At 55.2% G+C, this 21751-nt stretch carries 14 protein-coding genes; 8 read left to right on the forward strand and 6 right to left on the reverse strand.

All coding sequences use genetic code 11. The features are described from left to right. Window positions 1-4 precede the first annotated feature (4 nt). Window positions 5-1066 (forward strand): glycerophosphodiester phosphodiesterase, encoded by a 1062-nt coding sequence (gene glpQ, locus ACJTMZ_RS14550; protein WP_017693020.1) that lies wholly within the window; start codon window positions 5-7, stop codon window positions 1064-1066. 83 nt (window positions 1067-1149) lie between these two features. Here glpQ and yfaE read toward each other — a convergent pair whose 3' ends face one another. The 4 genes from yfaE to ubiG form a co-directional block, all read right to left on the reverse strand. Then, window positions 1150-1404 carry a class I ribonucleotide reductase maintenance protein YfaE gene (gene yfaE, locus ACJTMZ_RS14555; RefSeq protein ID WP_003859419.1) on the reverse strand — a complete coding sequence of 85 codons (255 nt, stop codon included), beginning with the start codon at window positions 1402-1404 and terminating at the stop codon, window positions 1150-1152. Then, complete coding sequence (gene nrdB, locus ACJTMZ_RS14560) at window positions 1404-2534, reverse strand: class Ia ribonucleoside-diphosphate reductase subunit beta (RefSeq protein WP_026080618.1); 1131 nt, start codon at window positions 2532-2534, stop codon at window positions 1404-1406. Before nrdB ends, yfaE begins: the two co-directional genes overlap by 1 nt. 108 nt (window positions 2535-2642) lie before the next feature. Continuing rightward, the gene (gene nrdA / locus ACJTMZ_RS14565) at window positions 2643-4928 is read right to left on the reverse strand and encodes a class 1a ribonucleoside-diphosphate reductase subunit alpha (RefSeq protein ID WP_023295072.1); all 2286 of its coding nucleotides are present in this window, start codon (window positions 4926-4928) and stop codon (window positions 2643-2645) included. 349 nt (window positions 4929-5277) lie between these two features. Beyond that, the gene (gene ubiG, locus ACJTMZ_RS14570) at window positions 5278-6006 is read right to left on the reverse strand and encodes a bifunctional 2-polyprenyl-6-hydroxyphenol methylase/3-demethylubiquinol 3-O-methyltransferase UbiG (RefSeq protein ID WP_006811346.1); all 729 of its coding nucleotides are present in this window, start codon (window positions 6004-6006) and stop codon (window positions 5278-5280) included. Between the two features lie 146 nt (window positions 6007-6152). Between ubiG and gyrA the strand changes: the two genes are divergently transcribed. Both gyrA and rcsC read left to right on the forward strand, forming a co-directional pair. Beyond that, complete coding sequence (gene gyrA, locus ACJTMZ_RS14575; protein WP_252010700.1) at window positions 6153-8789, forward strand: DNA topoisomerase (ATP-hydrolyzing) subunit A; 2637 nt, start codon at window positions 6153-6155, stop codon at window positions 8787-8789. Between the two features lie 135 nt (window positions 8790-8924). After that, window positions 8925-11771 carry a two-component system sensor histidine kinase RcsC gene (gene rcsC / locus ACJTMZ_RS14580; protein ID WP_017693023.1) on the forward strand — a complete coding sequence of 949 codons (2847 nt, stop codon included), beginning with the start codon at window positions 8925-8927 and terminating at the stop codon, window positions 11769-11771. Window positions 11772-11855: 84 nt separating this feature from the next. Here rcsC and rcsB read toward each other — a convergent pair whose 3' ends face one another. Together rcsB and rcsD are read right to left on the reverse strand one after the other, a co-directional pair. Beyond that, window positions 11856-12506 carry a response regulator transcription factor RcsB gene (gene rcsB, locus ACJTMZ_RS14585; RefSeq protein WP_003859405.1) on the reverse strand — a complete coding sequence of 217 codons (651 nt, stop codon included), beginning with the start codon at window positions 12504-12506 and terminating at the stop codon, window positions 11856-11858. A gap of 16 nt (window positions 12507-12522) precedes the next feature. Continuing rightward, window positions 12523-15195 carry a phosphotransferase RcsD gene (gene rcsD, locus ACJTMZ_RS14590; RefSeq protein WP_017383411.1) on the reverse strand — a complete coding sequence of 891 codons (2673 nt, stop codon included), beginning with the start codon at window positions 15193-15195 and terminating at the stop codon, window positions 12523-12525. A gap of 744 nt (window positions 15196-15939) precedes the next feature. Here rcsD and ACJTMZ_RS14595 point away from each other — a divergent pair. From ACJTMZ_RS14595 to ACJTMZ_RS14615, 5 genes are all read left to right on the forward strand, one after another. Further along, window positions 15940-17034: a porin OmpC gene (locus tag ACJTMZ_RS14595; RefSeq protein ID WP_023304135.1), complete on the forward strand. Its 1095-nt coding sequence runs from the start codon at window positions 15940-15942 to the stop codon at window positions 17032-17034. Between the two features lie 114 nt (window positions 17035-17148). Next, a complete protein-coding gene (gene apbE, locus ACJTMZ_RS14600; protein ID WP_015572290.1) occupies window positions 17149-18204 on the forward strand; it encodes an FAD:protein FMN transferase ApbE in 1056 nt (351 codons plus the stop codon). A gap of 72 nt (window positions 18205-18276) precedes the next feature. Then, a complete protein-coding gene (gene ada, locus ACJTMZ_RS14605; RefSeq protein WP_047636913.1) occupies window positions 18277-19335 on the forward strand; it encodes a bifunctional DNA-binding transcriptional regulator/O6-methylguanine-DNA methyltransferase Ada in 1059 nt (352 codons plus the stop codon). Continuing rightward, a complete protein-coding gene (gene alkB / locus ACJTMZ_RS14610) occupies window positions 19335-19985 on the forward strand; it encodes a DNA oxidative demethylase AlkB (RefSeq protein ID WP_015572292.1) in 651 nt (216 codons plus the stop codon). Before ada ends, alkB begins: the two co-directional genes overlap by 1 nt. Window positions 19986-20061: 76 nt before the next feature. Further along, a complete protein-coding gene (locus tag ACJTMZ_RS14615; protein WP_017383408.1) occupies window positions 20062-21705 on the forward strand; it encodes a multidrug ABC transporter permease/ATP-binding protein in 1644 nt (547 codons plus the stop codon). Window positions 21706-21751 lie beyond the last annotated feature (46 nt).

Genomic DNA, 21751 nt, shown 5'->3' on the forward strand with positions numbered 1-21751 from the left:
TGCGATGAAATTAACTCAGTTAGCGACAGGCCTGCTGCTGGCGGGCCTGATGACAGGCTCCGCGCTGGCGGCGGATAAGATCGTGATCGCCCACCGTGGCGCCAGCGGTTATCTGCCGGAGCATACGCTGCCGGCAAAAGCGATGGCCTATGCCCAGGGCGCGGATTATCTGGAGCAGGATCTGGTGATGACGAAGGACGACCAGCTGGTCGTTCTGCATGACCACTATCTTGACCGCGTCACGGACGTGGCGGAGCGTTTCCCGGATCGCGCCCGTAAAGATGGTCGCTACTACGCCATCGACTTCACGCTGGCGGAGATCCGCTCACTGAAGTTTACCGAGGGCTTCGAGATTGAAAACGGTAAGAAGGTGCAGGTCTATCCGGGACGTTTCCCGATGGGCAAGTCTGACTTCCGTATTCACACCTTCGAAGAGGAGATCGAGTTTGTTCAGGGGCTGAACCACTCGACAGGCAAAAATATCGGTATCTACCCGGAAATCAAAGCGCCGTGGTTCCACCATCAGGAAGGGAAGGACATTGCCGCGAAGACGCTGGAGGTACTGAAAAAGTACGGCTACACCAGCAAGCAGGATAAGGTTTTCCTGCAATGTTTCGACGCCGCGGAACTGAAGCGCATCAAAACCGAGCTGGAGCCGAAAATGGGGATGGATCTCAATCTGGTGCAGCTGATTGCGTATACCGACTGGAATGAAACCCAGGAAAAACAGCCGGACGGGAAGTGGGTGAACTACAGCTACGACTGGATGTTTAAGCCGGGCGCGATGAAGCAGATTGCGCAGTACGCCGACGGCATAGGGCCGGATTACCACATGCTGGTGGCGGAAGGCTCAACGCCGGGTCACGTCAAGCTGACGGCGATGGTGAAAGAGGCGCATGCGAGCAAGATGCAGGTGCATCCGTATACCGTACGCGCAGACCAGCTGCCGGAGTATGCGACGGACGTGAATCAGCTTTACGACGTGCTGTATAACCAGGCGGATGTGGACGGGTTGTTTACGGATTTCCCGGATAAAGCGGTGAGCTTTTTGAAGGATAAACGCTGAAATTGCCGGGTGGCGGCTGCGCCTTACCCGGCCTACGAACTGCGGTTTTGTAGGTCGGGTCAGCGAAGCGCCACCCGACATAATTACATCTCGATCTCAATATCGCCTTTTGCCCGGCAGCAGCAGGGCAAAATTTCCCCTTCGCTGATAAAGGCCAGCGGTTCGGTCAGCCAGTCTACCTGGCCTGCGACCAGACGGCAGCGGCAGGAGCCGCAGTAGCCTTCACGACACTGGTACTCTACTTCTACCTGATGCGCTTCAAGCGCCACCAGCAGAGAAGGGTGCTCTTCCTGGCACAACACCTCTGTACCAGAAAGGCTCAGCGTTACGCGGCTCATCAGAGCTGGAAATCGCTCAGGTCGTCGGTGTTGACTTCAGAATCAATCTGACCGACCAGATAAGAACTCACTTCCACTTCCTGCGGCGCAACCTGCACGTTATCGGACACCAGCCAGGTGTTGATCCACGGAATCGGGTTAGAGCGCGTCTGGAATGGCAGATCGAGACCCACAGCCTGCATGCGGATGTTAGTGATGTACTCCACGTACTGGCACAGAATGTCTTTGTTCAGGCCAATCATGGAGCCGTCGCGGAACAGGTAGTCTGCCCACTCTTTCTCCTGCTGGGCGGCCAGCACGAACAGATCGTAGCATTCCTGCTTGCACTCTTCGGCAATCGCAGCCATTTCCGGGTCGTCCGCGCCGCTGCGCAGCAGGTTCAGCATGTGCTGAGTCCCGGTCAGATGCAGGGCTTCGTCACGGGCGATCAGGCGGATGATTTTGGCGTTGCCTTCCATCAGCTTGCGCTCGGCAAAGGCGAAGGAGCAGGCGAAGCTCACGTAGAAGCGGATCGCTTCCAGCGCGTTAACGCTCATCAGGCACAGGTACAGCTGCTTTTTCAGGGCCCGCAGGTTTACGGTAATGGTTTTGCCGTTCACGTTATGCGTGCCTTCGCCCAGCAGATGCCAGTAGCTGGTCATCTCGATCAGCTCGTCGTAGTAGTGCGCAATGCCTTCCGCGCGCTTCTGGATCTGCTCATTGGTGACGATATCGTCAAACACCACCGCCGGATCGTTCACGATGTTGCGGATGATGTGGGTGTAAGAGCGGGAGTGGATCGTCTCGGAGAACGCCCAGGTTTCCACCCAGGTTTCCAGCTCAGGAATCGAGATCAGCGGCAGCAGCGCCACGTTCGGACTACGGCCCTGGATGGAGTCCAGCAGCGTCTGGTACTTCAGGTTGCTGAGGAAGATGTGCTTTTCGTGTTCCGGCAGCGCCTGGAAATCGATACGGTCGCGGGAAACGTCAACTTCTTCCGGACGCCAGAAGAAGGAGAGTTGCTTTTCAATCAGCTTTTCGAAGATGTCATATTTTTGCTGATCGTAGCGTGCCACGTTGACCGGCTGGCCGAAGAACATCGGCTCTTTGAGCTGGTCGTTTTTCGTCTGTGAAAAGGTGGTATATGCCATTGCGGTGAGTCCTGTGGTGTTATTTCCCCTCACCCCGGCCCTCTCCCACAGGGAGAGGGGGAAAGAGTTCCCTCTCCCTGTGGGAGAGGGTTAGGGTGAGGGAATTTATTAGATCTTACATGCGCCGCTTTCGCAGCCATCGTCCTGAATTGACGGCACCAGGTCGTCCTGGGCGTCTTCCGCACCATCACGGGTGTTGTGATAGTACAGCGTTTTCACGCCAAATTTGTAGGCGGTGAGCAGGTCTTTCAGCAGTTGCTGCATCGGAACCTTGCCAGACGGGAAGCGCGTTGGGTCGTAGTTGGTATTGGCAGAGATCGACTGGTCGATAAACTTCTGCATGATACCCACCAGTTGCAGATAGCCGTCGTTGTTTGGCATTTCCCACAGCAGCTCGTAGTTGTCACCCAGCGTTTCGTAATCCGGCACCACCTGACGCAGCACGCCGTCTTTCGACGCTTTGATGCTGACGTGGCCGCGCGGTGGCTCAATACCGTTGGTGGCGTTGGAGATCTGCGAAGAGGTCTCGGACGGCATCAGGGCAGAGAGCGTGGAGTTACGCAGGCCGTGAGTTTTAATGGACTCGCGCAGGCCTTCCCAGTCGAGGTGCAGCGGCTCGCTGACGATCGCATCCAGGTCTTTTTTGTAGGTGTCGATCGGCAGAATGCCTTTCGCGTAGGTGGTTTCGTTGAACCACGGGCACGCGCCTTGCTCTTTCGCCAGCTCGTTAGAGGCTTTCATCAGGTAGTATTGGATCGCTTCGAACGTCTGGTGCGTCAGATTGTTGGCGCTGCCGTCGGAGTAACGCTTGCCGTTTTTCGCCAGCCAGTAGGCGAAGTTGATCACGCCGATACCTAAAGTGCGACGGCCCATTGCACCGCGTTTTGCCGCCGGGATTGGGTAATCCTGGTAATCCAGCAGGGCGTCGAGCGCACGAACCGCCAGCACGGCCAGCTCTTCCAGCTCGTCCAGGCTCTTAATCGCACCCAGGTTGAACGCAGACAGCGTACAGAGCGCAATTTCACCGTTTTCGTCGTTCACGTCTTCCAGCGGTTTGGTCGGCAGGGCGATCTCGAGGCACAGGTTAGACTGGCGCACTGGGGCAACCACCGGGTCAAACGGGCTGTGGGTGTTGCAGTGGTCCACGTTCTGGATGTAGATACGACCGGTAGAAGCACGTTCCTGCATCATCAGGGAGAACAGGTCTACCGCCTTCACGCGCTGCTTGCGGATGCTGTCGTCTTTTTCGTATTTGGTGTACAGACGTTCGAACTCGTCCTGATCGGCAAAGAACGCATCGTACAGGCCCGGGACGTCGGACGGGCTGAACAGGGTGATATCTTCCCCTTTCAGCAGACGGGTGTACATCAGCTTGTTGATCTGCACGCCGTAGTCCATGTGACGCACGCGGTTGCCTTCCACGCCGCGGTTGTTCTTCAGAACCAGCAGGCTTTCCACTTCCAGGTGCCACATCGGGTAGAACAGGGTCGCTGCACCACCACGCACGCCGCCCTGAGAGCAGGATTTTACTGCCGTCTGGAAGTGCTTGTAGAACGGAATACAGCCGGTGTGGAACGCTTCACCGCCGCGGATCGGGCTGCCCAGCGCACGGATACGGCCGGCGTTGATGCCGATACCGGCACGCTGGGAGACGTATTTCACGATGGCGCTGGAGGTCGCGTTGATGGAATCCAGGCTGTCACCACACTCGATCAGTACGCAGGAGCTGAACTGACGGGTAGGGGTACGCACGCCAGACATGATTGGCGTCGGCAGAGAAATCTTGAACGTAGAGACCGCATCGTAGAAACGCTTCACGTAGTCCAGACGGGTTTCACGCGGGTAATTAGAGAACAGGCAGGCGGCCACCAGAATATAGAGGAACTGGGCGCTCTCGTAGATTTCGCCCGTCACACGGTTCTGAACCAGGTATTTGCCTTCGAGCTGCTTCACCGCCGCGTAGGAGAAGTTCATGTCGCGCCAGTGATCGATAAACCCGTTCATCTGCTCGAACTCTTCTTCCGTATAGTCTTCCAGCAGATGCGTGTCGTATTTGCCCAGCTCGACCATTTTCACTACGTGATCGTAAAGCTTCGGCGGCTCGAACTGGCCGTAGGCTTTTTTACGCAGGTGGAAAATCGCCAGACGCGCAGCGAGGTACTGATAATCCGGTGCGTCGCGGGAGATCAGATCTGCCGCGGCTTTGATAATGGTTTCGTGGATATCAGACGTTTTGATGCCGTCGTAGAACTGAATGTGAGAACGCAGTTCAACCTGGGAGATAGATACGTTGTTCAGTCCTTCTGCTGCCCAGTCGAGAACTCGATGGATTTTGTCCAGATTGATACGCTCGGTGGTACCGTCGCGCTTTGTCACCAGCAGACTCTGATTCATGTGGGTTTTTACCTGTCCGTGAAATAAAAAAATATCCCCCGCTTATCCACAGAACCGTCTTGTGACTAACTCTGTGGATAAATACTACATATAGGGGTTTTGCGATAAGAAGAACGCTATATGGTGAGTATTCTAGTATCGAATCTTTTCAGCACAAGGGTTGATTTTGACGTTAAATTGAGGTTGTGAAAGGGTAAAAAAGGCTAAGTCCTCGTGCCGTAAGGCCTGGAAGAGATGTCAATAATTAAGAAAAAAAATTCAAAATTTGATCGAGTGCTGATTTCTTCAACGGGAGGTCAGAATTGCGCAACATGATGTCGCGCAATCATTATAAGAATAACGGATGACGTTAGTCGTTTTTGGCGGTTGTGTGCAACATATAGTTAACATCCACACCTGGGGCAAGTTTGAATTTATCCGTCAGCGGATTGTAGTGCAGACCCGTCATGTGCTGCTCCTTAAGCCATGTCTGGTCAACCCAGCCCAGCAGTTCGGCAGGCTTGATGAACTTCTTCACGTCGTGCGTCCCTTTCGGCACCATGCGCAGCACGTATTCCGCGCCTACCACGGCCATCAGCCAGGCTTTGCCGTTGCGGTTGATGGTCGAGAAGAAGACCTGTCCACCCGGTTTCACCAGTTTTGCACAGGCGCTGACCACCGACTGCGGATCGGGAACGTGCTCCAGCATCTCCATGCAGGTCACCACGTCATACTGGTGCGCATGTTTTGCCGCATGCTCTTCCACGGTTTCCTGGACATATTCTACCTGTACGCCGGACTCCAGCGCATGAAGACGCGCAACCTGTAGAGGTTCGAAGCCCATGTCCAGACCGGTGACCGTGGCTCCTTCACGCGCCATACTTTCCGCCAGGATGCCGCCGCCGCAGCCGACGTCGAGCACTTTCTTACCGAACAGACCGCCGGAACGCTCCGCGATATAGCCCAGACGCAGCGGGTTAATACGATGCAGAGGTTTGAATTCACCTTCGAGATCCCACCAGCGGGACGCCACCGCTTCAAATTTGGCAATCTCTTCGTGGTCAACGTTGTGAGCCACCGGGGATTTTTCGGCATTCATGGGCGCTTTTACTCCTTATTTAGCAAGACAAATGAGTATATCAGGCAATCCCTGTGAATAAAGCGTATAGGTTTACCTGTATCACCGCGGCTGTGTTATAATTTGCGACCTTTGAATCCGGGATACAGTAGAGGGATAGCGGTTAGATGAGCGACCTTGCGAGAGAAATTACACCGGTTAACATCGAGGAAGAGCTGAAAAGCTCCTATCTGGACTATGCGATGTCGGTCATTGTTGGCCGTGCGCTGCCGGACGTCCGCGATGGCCTGAAGCCGGTACACCGTCGCGTACTATACGCCATGAACGTATTGGGCAATGACTGGAATAAAGCCTACAAAAAATCTGCCCGTGTCGTTGGTGACGTAATCGGTAAATACCATCCTCATGGTGATTCCGCGGTGTACGACACCATTGTTCGTATGGCGCAGCCCTTCTCGCTGCGTTACATGCTGGTAGATGGTCAGGGTAACTTTGGTTCTATCGACGGCGACTCCGCCGCGGCAATGCGTTATACGGAAATCCGTCTGGCGAAGATTGCCCATGAGCTGATGGCTGACCTGGAAAAAGAGACGGTTGATTTCGTTGATAACTACGACGGCACGGAAAAAATTCCTGACGTTATGCCAACGAAGATCCCAAACCTGCTGGTGAACGGTTCGTCCGGTATCGCCGTCGGTATGGCAACCAACATTCCACCGCACAATATCACGGAAGTGATCAACGGCTGCCTGGCCTACATTGACGATGAAGACATCAGCATTGAAGGGCTGATGGAACACATCCCGGGCCCGGACTTCCCGACGGCGGCAATCATCAATGGCCGTCGCGGTATTGAAGAAGCGTACCGCACCGGTCGCGGCAAGATTTACATCCGTGCCCGCGCCGAAGTGGAAGCGGACGCTAAAACCGGCCGTGAAACCATTATTGTTCACGAGATCCCGTATCAGGTGAACAAAGCGCGACTGATTGAAAAAATCGCCGAGCTGGTAAAAGAAAAACGCGTTGAAGGCATCAGCGCGCTGCGTGACGAGTCTGATAAAGACGGTATGCGCATCGTGATTGAAATCAAGCGCGACGCGGTGGGTGAAGTTGTGTTGAACAACCTTTACTCCCAGACTCAGCTTCAGGTCTCCTTCGGTATCAACATGGTTGCGCTGCACCATGGCCAGCCGAAGATCATGAACCTGAAAGAGATCCTGAGCGCGTTCGTGCGTCACCGCCGTGAAGTGGTGACCCGTCGTACCATCTTCGAACTGCGCAAAGCGCGCGACCGTGCCCATATCCTTGAAGCACTGGCCGTTGCGCTGGCGAACATCGACCCGATCATCGAGCTGATCCGCCGTGCGCCGACGCCGGCAGAAGCGAAGGCGTCGCTGGTTGCGCGTCCATGGGATCTGGGCAACGTGGCGGCAATGCTGGAACGTGCCGGTGATGACGCTGCGCGTCCTGAGTGGCTGGAACCGGAATTTGGCGTGCGTGACGGTCAGTACTACCTGACTGAACAGCAGGCCCAGGCGATTCTGGATCTGCGTTTGCAGAAACTGACCGGCCTTGAACATGAAAAACTGCTCGACGAGTACAAAGAGCTGCTGGAGCAGATTGCCGAGCTGCTGCATATCCTGGGTAGCGCAGACCGCCTGATGGAAGTGATCCGTGAAGAGCTGGAGCTGGTTCGCGATCAGTTCGGCGACGAGCGTCGCACCGAAATCACGGCCAACAGCTCTGATATCAACATTGAAGATCTGATCAACCGCGAAGACGTGGTAGTGACGCTGTCTCACCAGGGCTACGTGAAGTATCAGCCGTTGACCGACTACGAAGCACAGCGTCGTGGCGGTAAAGGCAAATCTGCGGCGCGTATTAAAGAAGAAGACTTCATTGACCGTCTGCTGGTGGCCAACACCCACGACACGATCCTCTGCTTCTCCAGCCGGGGCCGTCTGTACTGGATGAAAGTCTATCAGCTGCCGGAAGCGAGCCGTGGCGCGCGGGGTCGTCCTATCGTCAACCTGCTGCCGCTGGAAGCGAACGAACGTATCACCGCTATTCTGCCGGTACGCGAGTACGAAGAGGGCGTGAACGTCTTTATGGCGACCGCGAGCGGTACCGTGAAGAAAACCGCGCTGACCGAGTTCAGCCGTCCACGTTCTGCCGGGATCATCGCGGTGAACCTGAACGAAGGCGATGAGCTGATCGGCGTGGATCTGACCTCCGGTTCTGATGAAGTCATGCTGTTCTCTGCGGCCGGTAAAGTGGTGCGCTTTAAAGAGAACGCCGTGCGCGCAATGGGTCGTACGGCGACCGGCGTGCGTGGTATCAAGCTGGCGGGTGAAGACAGCGTGGTTTCCCTGATCGTTCCTCGTGGCGAAGGCGCAATCCTGACCGTCACCCAGAACGGCTACGGTAAACGTACGGCGGAAAGCGAATACCCGACCAAGTCTCGCGGCACGCAGGGCGTTATCTCCATCAAAGTGACCGAGCGCAACGGTTCCGTTGTTGGCGCGGTGCAGGTGGACGACGCGGACCAGATCATGATGATCACCGATGCCGGTACGCTGGTGCGTACCCGCGTGTCTGAGATCAGCGTGGTGGGTCGTAACACCCAGGGCGTCATCCTCATCCGCACTGCGGAAGATGAAAACGTCGTCGGTCTGCAACGCGTTGCTGAGCCGGTGGATGACGAAGAGCTCGACTCTATCGACGGCAGCGTTGCGGAAGGGGATGATGAAATCGCCCCGGAAGCGGACACCGATGATGAAGTAGCGGATGACGCTGACGAGTAACGTCTCCTGACGCATAAAGGGCCGGTTTCCGGCCCTTTTGTTTTGCGCAAGCAGACAAGTGAACGTTGCGACAAGCCGCGTTTACCGCTACCTTAACCACATTCTTTTTGACCCCGACGGCGGAGCCTCGCCCCTTTGAAATACCTCGTCTCCTTTCGTACCACGTTAAAAGTCTCTCGCTATCTGTTTCGGGCGCTTGCGCTACTGCTATGGTTGCTGGTGGCACTGCTCTCGGTGTTTTACATCGTTAACGCGTTACACCAGAAAGAAGCGGAGATCCGCCAGGAGTTTAACTTAAGCTCGGATCAGGCTCAGCGCTATATCCAGCGCACGTCTGACGTGATGAAAGAGCTTAAGTATATTGCTGAGAATCGACTCACGGCGGAGAACGGCATTCTTGCTATCCGCGGTCGGGATGAAAAAACCGAAGTACCTGATTTCGAACCGCTCTTCCCGGACTCCGATTGTTCCGCCATGAGCAAAGCCTGGCGTGGTTCACTGGAGTCCCTGTCATGGTTTATGCGCTACTGGCGCGATAATTTCTCGGCCGCCTACGATCTGAACCGTGTCTACCTGATTGGCAACGAAAATCTCTGCATGGCGGATTTCGGCCTGCGGGATATGCCCGTCGAACGCGAAGACGCGCTGAAAAGTCTGCATGAGCGTATAGTGAAATACCGCAATGCGCCTCAGGAAGAGCGCGGGAACAACATCTTCTGGATAAGCCAGGGGCCGCGCATGGGCGTCGGCTATTTCTATGCCCTGACTCCGGTTTACCTCGGAAACCGCCTGCAAGCGCTGCTGGGGATTGAACAAACCATCCGCATGGAAAACTTCTTCACGCCGGGCAGTCTGCCGATGGGCGTGACCATTCTGGATGAAAACGGCCATCCGCTCATCTCCCTTACCGGGCCTGAAAACCGCCTGAAGGTTGAACCCAGCTGGATGCAGGAGCGGTCATGGTTTGGCTATACCTCCGGGTTCCGCGAGCTGGTGCTGAAAAAAAGTTTACCGCCATCGTCGCTGAGCATTGTCTACTCGCTGCCGGTGGACAAGGTCCTGGAGCGCATTCGCATCCTGATACTTAACGCCATTTTGCTGAACATCGCGGTAGGCGTCGCGCTGTTTATGCTGGCGAGAATGTATGAGCGGCGGATCTTTATTCCGGCGGAAGCGGATGCTCAGCGTCTGGAAGAGCATGAGCAGTTTAACCGTAAAATTGTCGCCTCGGCGCCGGTAGGGATCTGCATCCTGCGTACTCAGGACGGGACAAATATCCTCAGTAACGAGCTTGCCCATAACTACCTGAACATGCTCACGCATGAAGACCGCCAGAGGTTAACGCAGATCATCTGCGGTCAGCAGGTTAACTTTGTGGATGTGCTGACCAGCACCCACACCAACCTGCAAATCAGCTTCGTCCATTCGCGCTACCGCAATGAAAACGTGGCCATTTGCGTGCTGGTGGACGTCTCTGCGCGCGTGAAAATGGAAGAGTCGTTGCAGGATATGGCGCAGGCGGCGGAGCAGGCCAGTCAGTCGAAATCGATGTTCCTCGCGACCGTCAGCCATGAGCTGCGTACGCCGCTGTACGGCATTATCGGTAACCTCGATCTGCTCCAGACCAAAGAGCTGCCGAAAGGGGTCGACCGGCTGGTGACGGCCATGAACAACTCGTCCAGCCTGCTGCTGAAAATCATCAGCGATATTCTCGATTTCTCTAAAATTGAATCCGAGCAGTTGAAAATAGAGCCGCGCGAGTTCTCCCCGCGCGAAGTGATGAACCATATCTGCGCTAACTACCTGCCGCTGGTGGTGCGTAAACAGCTTGGGCTGTACTGCTTTATCGAGCCGGATGTGCCGCTGACGCTGCATGGCGATCCGATGCGTCTGCAACAGGTCATCTCAAACCTGCTGAGCAACGCCATCAAATTCACCGATATCGGCTGTATTGTGCTGCACGTCTGTCGGGCAGGGGAGTACCTGACCATTCGCGTGCGCGACACGGGTGTTGGCATTCCGGCGAAAGAGGTCGTTCGCCTGTTCGATCCGTTCTTCCAGGTGGGAACCGGCGTCCAGCGTAATTTCCAGGGGACCGGGCTAGGTCTGGCGATTTGCGAGAAGCTTATCAGTATGATGGATGGAGATATCTCCGTCGATACAGAGCCAGGCATGGGCAGCCAGTTCACCATTCGTATTCCGCTCTATTCGGCGCACTATCCGGCGAAAACCACCGTCGACGGGCTGAGCGATAAGCACTGCTGGCTGGCGGTGCACAACGCCTCCTTACATGATTTCCTGACCTCGATGCTGACCAGCAGCGGCGTGCGGGTTTCACGCTACGAAGGCCAGACGCCGGACGCGGATGACATGCTGATCACCGATGTTGAGCCGGAGCAGGCGTGGGCGGGGCGCGGCGTAGTGATGTTCTGCCGCCGTCATATCGGTATTCCGCTTGAGCGTTCGCCTGGGGTATGGGTGCACAGCGTGGCGACACCGCACGAGCTGCTGGGCTTGCTGGCGCGCATTTACAGCGTGCAGCTTGAGGACAGCGACGGCGCCACCGTGCTGGCTTCCCCTGATGAGCTGGCGTCGGTGAACGACGATATGATGATTCTGGTCGTCGACGATCATCCGATTAACCGTCGTCTGCTCGCAGATCAGCTTGGCTCTCTGGGCTATCAGTGTAAAACGGCCAATGATGGCGTGGATGCCCTGAATGTCTTAAGTAAGAACCATATTGATATTGTGCTCAGCGATGTAAATATGCCTAACATGGACGGCTACCGTCTGACGCAGCGTATCCGACAGCTGGGGCTGACGCTGCCGGTGGTGGGGGTCACAGCCAACGCGCTGGCGGAGGAGAAGCAGCGCTGTCTGGAGTCGGGAATGGACAGCTGCCTGTCGAAGCCGGTCACGCTGGATGTACTGAAGCAGACGCTATCCGTGTATGCGGAGCGGGTACGAAAAGCGAGACAATAAAAAAGGCCCGAAAGGGCCTTTTTTATTTCTCCGGCGGCTGTAGGCCGGGTAAGCGCGAGCGCCACCCGGCGTAGACAGCGAAGATCAATCTTTGTCCGTTGCGCTCAGCGTCACGGAAGAGAGATAGTTCAGCAGGGCGATATCGTTATCCACACCCAGCTTCATCATTGCGGATTTTTTCTGGCTACTGATGGTTTTAATACTGCGGTTCAGCTTTTTGGCGATTTCAGTGACCAGGAAACCTTCAGCGAACAGACGCAGAACTTCACTCTCTTTAGGCGAGAGACGCTTGTCGCCATAGCCACCCGCGCTGATTTTTTCAAGCAGGCGTGAGACGCTCTCAGGAGTGAATTTCTTCCCTTTCTGTAGCGCCGCCAGCGCTTTTGGCAGATCGGTAGGTGCGCCTTGTTTCAGCACAATCCCTTCAATATCGAGATCCAGAACGGCGCTCAGGATCGCCGGGTTATTGTTCATGGTCAGAACAATGATCGAAATGTCCGGGAAGTGGCGTTTAATGTATTTGATGAGCGTGATCCCATCACCGTACTTATCTCCAGGCATGGAGAGATCGGTAATGAGCACGTGCGCATCAAGTTTAGGCAGATTGTTAATGAGGGCTGTGGAATCTTCAAATTCACCGACTACATTCACCCACTCGATCTGTTCAAGTGATTTGCGAATACCGAACAGTACAATCGGATGGTCATCGGCAATAATTACGTTCATATTGTTCATGTATAAGGCTACCTTGCTACAGCAAGCTCTTGACGTAAGCGTCAATGTCGCTGATGTATTTTTCAATGCCAGAGGCATCTTTCTCACGAATTAGATGTTCCAGCGTTTCACATAACTGCTTGCCGGGAACCAGATTAAGCATGGCAAACACCCCTTTAAGCCGGTGTGCTGTCTGTGCCAGCGCTGCAAAATCCTGCGCAGCGGACTCAGTATACAACCGCTTAACATCATCTGGTACTGTATCAACGAAGAGCGAATAATATCCGCTGGCATGGAGTTCGGCATTTTCATCGCCGCCTAACGGTGACTCCAGGATCTCTTCCTGCGCCAGATTCTCTTCAATCAGTTGTAATACAGCTTCCTGCATTGCATTGCTCATATTAAAGTTGACGCGCAGCTGCCCAGGGCCGATTTTCCGCACGCCTGGCTCATCATCGCTTAAAAGCAAGCCTGAGGCAGTAAGATTAGACGGATTATCAGTTAAAAATAGATCAAATTCTTGACTCGCGAGCCTTTCGTCCGGGGTAATGCAGGACGCCCCCCAGTTTTCCAGCTGACGAACGACGATATTTCGGATCTCACTGGAGGTCACATCCACCATCACCACCACATCGTCCAGCAGACGCTCTTCATCCTCTTCCTGGGGATTCGCCGCCATTTTCACGTGTAAAGAGTAGCGGGTGCCGAGGGATTCGCGGGCCTTAATGTTCAGATGACCGCCCAGCTTACGCGCCAGCTGATCGCAAAGCCAGAAGGTGAGGGCATTCGCCTTACCGTAGTGGTCGCGCTGGGTATCGTTCAGGAACGGGAAGTGCAGGTTATCAATTTCGCTCACTGTGACGCCTTCGCCCGTATCCAGAATGCGGAACGTCAGACGATCGTCGGTGGACTCATCGGTGCTGACTTCAAGGGTGATCTTGCCGATCTGCGTCGTGGTGACGGCATACTGTATCAACATCATCAGGATGCGACGCAGGGCATCGCGATCGCCGTGACGTTCGTCGTTGGCCGGTAAATGGTTGTTGATCAGCAGCTGGAGTCCCTTGCGCTTGATCACCGGCAGGACTTCCGGCACCACCTCATCAATCAGGTCCTGGATGGAGAAGAGCGTAGGGGTGCCCTTCCAGATGTCATTTTCCAGCATGTTCGCAAGCTGGATTTCGTCCACCAGACGAACCAGGGAGTCGGCCTGGCTGCTGAGCTGTCGGCTTTCCGGCGTGCTCAGATCAGCAATCTGCGTGGCGAGTGACTTCAACGGTTGTTTAAAGGCATCGCCAATATTTTGCATAAACGCCGCGCGGCCATGTTGGTTTTTCTCGTACAGCCTTTGCGCCTGCTTGAGCTTTTTATTCACCAGCACTTCGCGATCCTGATCGCGAATGATGAAGATTTGCGTGCGCGAGGCGACCTGACTGCGGAACTGACGGATCTCATACAGTTCATTATTAACGGTGGCCTGAATAACGCCCTGGTGCTGGTCCGCCATGGCCGTAATATTTTGCAGGTTAAGATGCGGCAGAAGGTGATCGGCAATTTTATTGCTCATTACCGTGCGGTTAGCCTCCTGGTCGTGAACGAGCACCCCAAGCGGCAGCACGGAAATAATCTCTTCATTCAGGGCACGAAGAATGCGCAACTCGTTGCTGGTCCCGGCTGATACCGACGTCGAGTCGCTCTGGCGGCCCGACTGGAAACGGAAGGTGCTGTAGCCAAACAGCGCCAGCGCCAGCAGGCCAATATTCAGCAACAGCGGCAGCAGAATGTTTTGCAGAGTATCAAGCATCAGGGTGCCAAAAGGCACCTGCCACACCAGACGCATACCGGTTGAGTTGAGCGATGAGGCAATCTCAATCTTTGAGCCATTAAAGGAGATCGCTACGCTGTCCGCGCCTTCTTTATCCGACGGCGTGCGCATATTTTGGGTGCTGTTGTCTGGCTCCAGACGGAAACTGTCCAGCGGCATATCCGGTGGGATGAGATCGTTAATCGGCAGGTCGAAGGCAACCACGGTCGCCAGATGGCCCGGCTGGTTAAAGGTGGTTCGCAGCGTAAAGTAGTGGCCATTCTGCCAGGCAAGACGGCGTAATGACGAGAAACTTTCTCGCTCGTCCAGCGCGTTGGCCTGTTGCAGCATTTCTGCCCGACGGGAATCCACAATACTGCCAACGGTGGTCTCTTTAAAGCCGGACGAGAGATCCTTAAGCGGCAGGGTCGAGATCAGGATCATGCTGTTGTCCTGACCGTTCAGGTAATACATTGACCACGGTACGGTCTCGGCGCCCCACAGGGTGTCCAGATACGAGGAGATCCGCTGCGTCATCTCAAGCGTTGCGCTGTCGTGCGAGCCGAAAATCAGGGCTTCCGTCTTGCGCTGCGGTTTTTCAAGGTAATACACATCCTGCTTAAGGCGCGTTTCCTGCAACCCTTCGCCTGACGAGGTGGCAGGCGCGGCAGCGATATTGTCGTAGATTTGCCAGGTCGCATAGCGCCACGTATCAATGCGCTTGTGCACCGCATGGGTGATATCGACGATTTGATAGCTTTTATCTTTAAGCCAGGTATTAACGGCGCTCTGAACCATCACCCCCATTGTGACTAACAGCACAACGATCAACAGAAGAAAGAAACGGGTGATGCTGCCCGGTAGAAGGGAGAATTTGCTCGGGGCGGTAGTTTCAGTCTGACTCATCGATGTGTTTAACCCGTAATGGCCGCGCGGTAATGGGATAGGGCAGTATAAAGGGTAATAACTGAATTTCCAGCGTCGTTAACGGTATGACCTTGACTTTTTATCCGGGTAACCGGCTTCAACGTCCCCGGATGAAAGGTGTACAAAACCCCGTGAAATGTATAAATACGCGATCGCACCGGCGGGAAAATAGCACGAATAAACAAGAAATTAATTTCAATAGCATAAAAAAGAATTCAGCGAAAGCCGGAATCTGGATTTAGTTAATAGTCGTTATCATTTCTGAGGGGTAGCACATAAAATGTAGGCTGACGTAAAGAAAGGTAAAAAAAAACCGAATGCGAAGCATCCGGTTCAATTAGGGATAAACAGACATTCAGAACTGAATGACGGTAATAAATAAAGTTAATGATGATAGCGAGAGTTATTTTAGTGGTGTTGAAGGGAATTTTTTTGTCATTCAGTGCTGTACTGTTTTTTAAGCTAATCGTTTGTATTTAATGGAATATATTTTTGTTTTGATTATCCGTGCTATATTTTTAAACTATTTATGCTCTGTAAAAGTTCCTTCAAATTTACAAATTGAAACATGTTGATGGTAAAGTGAAACATCTTCAAAGTTTTCGTATCATATTCCTGTTGGATTATTCTGCATTTTTGAGGAGAATGAACTTGCCGACTGGTTAAGAGGGTTGACCAGTAAGCAGTGGTAAATAATAAGGCATATAACAGAGGGTTAATAAAATGAAAGTTAAAGTACTGTCCCTCCTGGTACCAGCTCTGCTGGTGGCAGGCGCAGCAAATGCGGCTGAAATTTATAACAAAGACGGCAACAAATTAGATCTGTACGGTAAAGTGGATGGTCTGCACTATTTCTCTGATGACGACAGTGCAGACGGCGACCAGACCTACATGCGTCTGGGCTTCAAAGGCGAAACTCAGGTTAACGACCAGCTGACCGGTTACGGCCAGTGGGAATACCAGATCCAGGGTAACTCTGGTGAGAACGAAAACAACTCATGGACGCGTGTGGCGTTCGCAGGTCTGAAATTCGCCGATGCGGGTTCATTCGACTACGGTCGTAACTACGGCGTTGTTTACGATGTGACTTCCTGGACCGACGTTCTGCCGGAATTCGGCGGCGACACCTACGGTTCTGACAACTTCATGCAGCAGCGTGGTAACGGCTTCGCGACCTACCGTAACCAGGACTTCTTCGGTCTGGTTGATGGTCTGAACTTCGCGTTGCAGTACCAGGGTAAAAACGGCAGCGCAAGCGGCGAAGGCCAGACCAACAACGGTCGTGACGCGCTGCGTCAGAACGGTGATGGCTACGGCGGCTCTCTGACCTACGATCTGGGCGAAGGCTTCGCTATCGGTACGGCAGTCACCAGTTCTAAACGTACTGCTGACCAGAACGCTGCGGGCTACTACGGTGAAGGCGATCGCGCAGAGACCTATACCGGTGGTCTGAAATACGACGCGAACAACATCTACCTGGCTGCACAGTATACTCAGACTTACAACGCGACCCGTGCGGGCGACCTGGGCTGGGCTAACAAAGCGCAGAACTTCGAAGTGGTTGCGCAGTATCAGTTCGACTTCGGTCTGCGTCCATCCGTGGCATACCTGCAATCTAAAGGTAAGGACCTGGAAAACGGCTACGGCGACCAGGATCTGCTGAAATATGTTGATGTTGGCGCGACTTACTACTTCAACAAAAACATGTCCACTTACGTTGATTACAAAATCAACCTGGTTGATGAGAACGACTTCACTCGCGCAGCGGGTATCGGTACTGACGATATCGTCGCGCTGGGTCTGGTTTACCAGTTCTAATTGCTCATACAGCGACAAAGGGGCCGACAGGCCCCTTTTTTCATGCTTTTTTAGGGTCTTACAAATACGCTGTTTTAGTGTACTCTTGCCGCCCTGGCATGAGGATAATAACCAATGGATATGACTTTTTTACGCGCCAGCGTTCTGGCGACTTTTTTACTCCTGACCGCGTGTGACTCTTCCACACAGCCCGCAAAAATCGACGCACCCGCCGCGACGGTGCTGGAAGGGAAAACCATGGGGACCTTCTGGCGCGTCAGCGTGATGGATATTGATAAATCCCGCGCTGAAGAATTACGCGGTAAAATTCAGGCGCAGCTGGATGCCGACGATCAGCTACTCTCTACCTATAAAAATGACTCAGCGCTGATGCGTTTCAATCGCTCCAGCAGCACCTCGCTGTGGCCGGTGAGCGAAGCGATGGCCGATATCGTCACGGAATCCATGCGCGTGGGCTACAAAACCAACGGCGCAATGGATGTGACCGTGGGGCCGCTGGTGAACCTGTGGGGATTTGGCCCCAACAAGCAGCCGGTGACCACACCCGATCAAGCCGCCATCGACGACGCCCGCGCCCGTACAGGGTTACAGCATCTGGCGGTGATCTCCCAGTACGGTCAGCAATACCTGCAAAAAGATATTCCCGACCTGTTTGTGGATCTCTCCACGGTAGGCGAGGGGTATGCTGCGGATCATCTCGCGGCCCTGATGGCGCAGGAAGGCATTCCCCGTTATCTGGTTTCCGTCGGGGGCGCGCTCGTCAGCCGGGGCATGAACGCCAGCGGCAGGCCGTGGCGAGTGGCCATCCAAAAACCAACCGATCAGCAGAACGCGGTGCAGGCGATTGTCGACATCAACGGGCATGGTATCAGCACCTCCGGAAGCTACCGCAACTATTACGAACTGGATGGCAAACGTATCTCGCACGTGATTGATCCGCAAACCGGACGCCCGATCACCCACAACCTGGTGTCCGTGACGGTGATAGCCCCAACCGCGCTGGAAGCGGATGCCTGGGATACTGGATTGATGGTGCTCGGCACGGAGAAGGCCAAAGAGGTGGTGCGTCAGGAAGGGCTGGCCGTCTATATGATCACCAAAGAGGCTGACGGATTTAAAACCTGGAGTTCGCCGCAGTTCAACAGCTTCCTGGTGAGCGAAAAAAATTAAAAAGCAAGGTTGCGGGTTTTTGTTCGGTGGCGTTCAGGCAAGCTGAGCGTATGCTTGTAAGAGGAGCCGATAATGAAGAACACAACCTATCTTACCGATGAGGATCGCTGGCAGGCCGTACTGGCCCGCGATCCGCGTGCGGATAACCAGTTTGTCTTTGCCGTGCAGACGACCGGCATTTATTGTCGCCCGTCCTGCCGCGCCCGCCACGCGCTGCGTAAAAATGTCTGCTTTTATCCTGATGCTCACCAGGCCGCGCAGGCGGGTTTCCGCCCCTGTAAGCGCTGTAGGCCGGACCAGGTCGACCCTATGGCGCAGAAAAAGGCCAACATTGCGCTGGCCTGTCGACTGCTTGAACAGGATGCCGCGCTGAACCTGGAGGCACTGGCGCAGCAGGTTGCCATGAGTCCGTTCCATTTCCACCGCTTGTTTAAATCCGTCACCGGCATGACGCCGAAAGCATGGCAGCAGGCCGCGCGTGAACAACGCCTGCGCACCCTGCTTGCACAGGGCGGTAAAATCACCGACGCCGTACTGGCCGCTGGCTTTCCGGACGGCAGCAGCTACTACCGTAAAGCCAACGGCGCGCTGGGCATGACGGCAAAACAGTACCGCAACGGAGAGGCTGCGGTCCGCTATGCCATCAGTGACTGCTCGCTGGGCCGCTGTCTGGTGGCGGAAAGCGAGCGCGGGATCTGCGCAATACTGCTGGGTGATGACGACGCCGGGCTGACGGCTGAGCTGCTGTCACTGTTTCCGCTTGCCGTCCGTGAACCGATGGAAGGCGCGTTTGCCGGGCGTGTTCGGCAGGTTATTGCCTCTGTCGACAGCCGCGCGACGCCGCTGACGCTGCCGCTGGATATCCGTGGTACCGCCTTCCAGCAGCAGGTCTGGCAGGCGCTGCGGGATATCCCCTGCGGTGAAACGGCAAGCTATCAGCAGGTGGCGAAGGCCATTGGTAAACCCAATGCCATACGTGCCGTGGCGGGGGCCTGCGGTGCCAACAAACTGGCGATAGTCATCCCCTGTCACCGCGTGGTGCGTAACGACGGTGCGCTGTCGGGTTATCGCTGGGGAGCAGCGCGTAAGATGCTATTGTTGAAACGTGAGGCGAACAACCCGGAGGGATAATGCTCGATCTTTTTGCTGATGCTGAACCCTGGCACGAGCCGCTCGCGCCGGGGGCGACGATCCTGAGACGCTTCGCGCTTTCCCGCGCGGCGGCGCTGTTCGACGGTATTGATGCCGTTTCCGCTTGTTCGCCATTTCGCCATATGGTTACGCCGGGCGGGTATACCATGTCCGTGGCGATGACCAACTGTGGCGAACTGGGATGGGCGACGAATGAGCGGGGCTATGTATATGCCGCGAACGATCCGCTGACGGATCAGCCGTGGCCGCCGATGCCGGAGGCGTTTCAGGCGCTGTGTCATGACGCCGCCGTGGCGGCCGGCTATCCTGATTTTCGACCCGATGCCTGTCTTATCAACCGCTATGCCGTTGGGGCAAAGCTCTCCTTGCATCAGGATAAGGACGAGCCAGACCTGCGCGCGCCGATCGTCTCGGTATCCCTTGGGCTGCCCGCTGTCTTTCAGTTTGGCGGCCTGCGGCGCAATGACCCGCTCAAACGGCTGATGCTGGAGCATGGTGATGTGGTGGTCTGGGGCGGTGAATCACGGCTTTTTTACCACGGTATTCAGCCGCTTAAACCTGGCGATCACCCGGTGGCGGGGGCATTTCGCTACAACCTCACGTTCCGTCAGGCGGCATACAGAGAATAAAAATAAGAATTATTCTTGATGTGTGTGAAAGGCAGTTTACACTGCTGGCTGATTTTTCTTGTCCGGATTGCTCTGCATGCAACTACTTCTTCTTGTCTGGCGGCAGTATCGCTGGCCTTTTATCGCGGTGATGGCGTTAAGCCTTGCCAGCGCGGCGCTGGGGATCGGCCTGATTGCCTTCATTAACGTGCGTTTGATCGAAATGGTCGATACGTCACTCTCCGTCCTGCCGGAATTTCTGGGTTTACTGCTGCTGCTGATGGCAGTCACGCTCGGGTCACAGCTGGCGCTGACCGCCCTCGGCCACCATTTCGTTTTCCGTCTGCGCAGTGAGTTCATCAAACGGATCCTTGATACTCAGGTGGAACGCATCGAGCAGCTGGGAAGTGCCTCTCTGCTGGCGGGGCTAACCAGCGATGTGCGCGCCATTACCATCGCCTTTGTGCGCCTGCCGGAGCTGGTGCAGGGGATCATCCTGACATTTGGCTCGGCAGCCTATCTCGCCTGGCTCTCCAGCAAAATGCTGGCGGTAACGGCGCTGTGGATTGTTATTACCATCTGGGGCGGATTCCTGCTGGTATCACGCGTCTATAAGCACATGGCGGTGCTGCGCGAAACGGAAGACAAGCTCTATAACGATTATCAGACGGTGCTGGAAGGGCGCAAAGAGCTGACGCTGAACCGCGAGCGTGCCGAGCATATCTTCAACCATCTTTATATCCCGGATGCGCACGAATATCGTCATCATATTATCCGCGCCGATACGTTCCACCTGAGCGCCGTTAACTGGTCCAACATCATGATGCTGGGCGCGATTGGCCTGGTGTTCTGGATGGCGAACAGCCTGGGGTGGGCGGATACCAACGTGGCGGCAACCTACTCCCTGACGCTGCTGTTTTTACGCACGCCGCTGCTGTCGGCCGTTGGCGCACTGCCGACGCTGCTGAGCGCTCAGGTTGCCTTCAACAAGCTGAAGAAATTCGACCTTGCGCCGTTTAAGGCTGAGTTCCCGCGCCCGCAGGCCTTCCCGAACTGGCAAACGCTGGAGCTGCGTAACGTTACCTTCCGCTATCAGGATAACGCCTTCTCCGTAGGGCCGATAAACCTGACCATTCATCGCGGCGAACTGCTGTTCCTTATCGGCGGCAACGGCAGCGGCAAATCTACGCTGGCGATGCTGCTGACGGGCCTCTACCAGCCGCAGGCGGGTGAAATTTTGCTGGATGGTAAAGCGCTGAGCGCGGAGAAACCGGAGGACTACCGCAAGCTCTTCTCGGCGGTATTTACCGACGTCTGGCTGTTCGACCGGCTGCTGGGACCGGAAGGGCAGCAGGCGGATCCGGCGCTGGTGGAGAAGTGGCTTGCGCACCTGCAAATGTCGCACAAGCTGGAGCTACAGGATGGCAAAATCCTGAATCTCAAACTATCGAAAGGGCAGAAGAAGCGCGTGGCGCTGCTGCTGGCCCTGGCCGAGGAGCGTGACATCATCCTGCTGGATGAGTGGGCCGCCGATCAGGACCCGCACTTCCGTCGCGAGTTTTATCAGGTCCTGCTGCCGCTGATGCAGGCGATGGGAAAAACCATTTTTGCCATCAGCCATGACGATCACTACTTCATTCACGCCGACCGTCTGCTGGAGATGCGCGACGGCAAGCTGAGCGAGCTGACCGGCGATGAGCGCGATGCGGCGTCACGGGACGCGGTGGCGCGTACGGCCTGATTGCAATTGTGCCGGGTGGCGCCCGGCACACTAATTTTTCATATAT

The organism is Enterobacter sp. DN, assembly GCF_046054285.1.
In the GTDB taxonomy this organism is placed as follows: domain Bacteria; phylum Pseudomonadota; class Gammaproteobacteria; order Enterobacterales; family Enterobacteriaceae; genus Enterobacter; species Enterobacter hormaechei_C.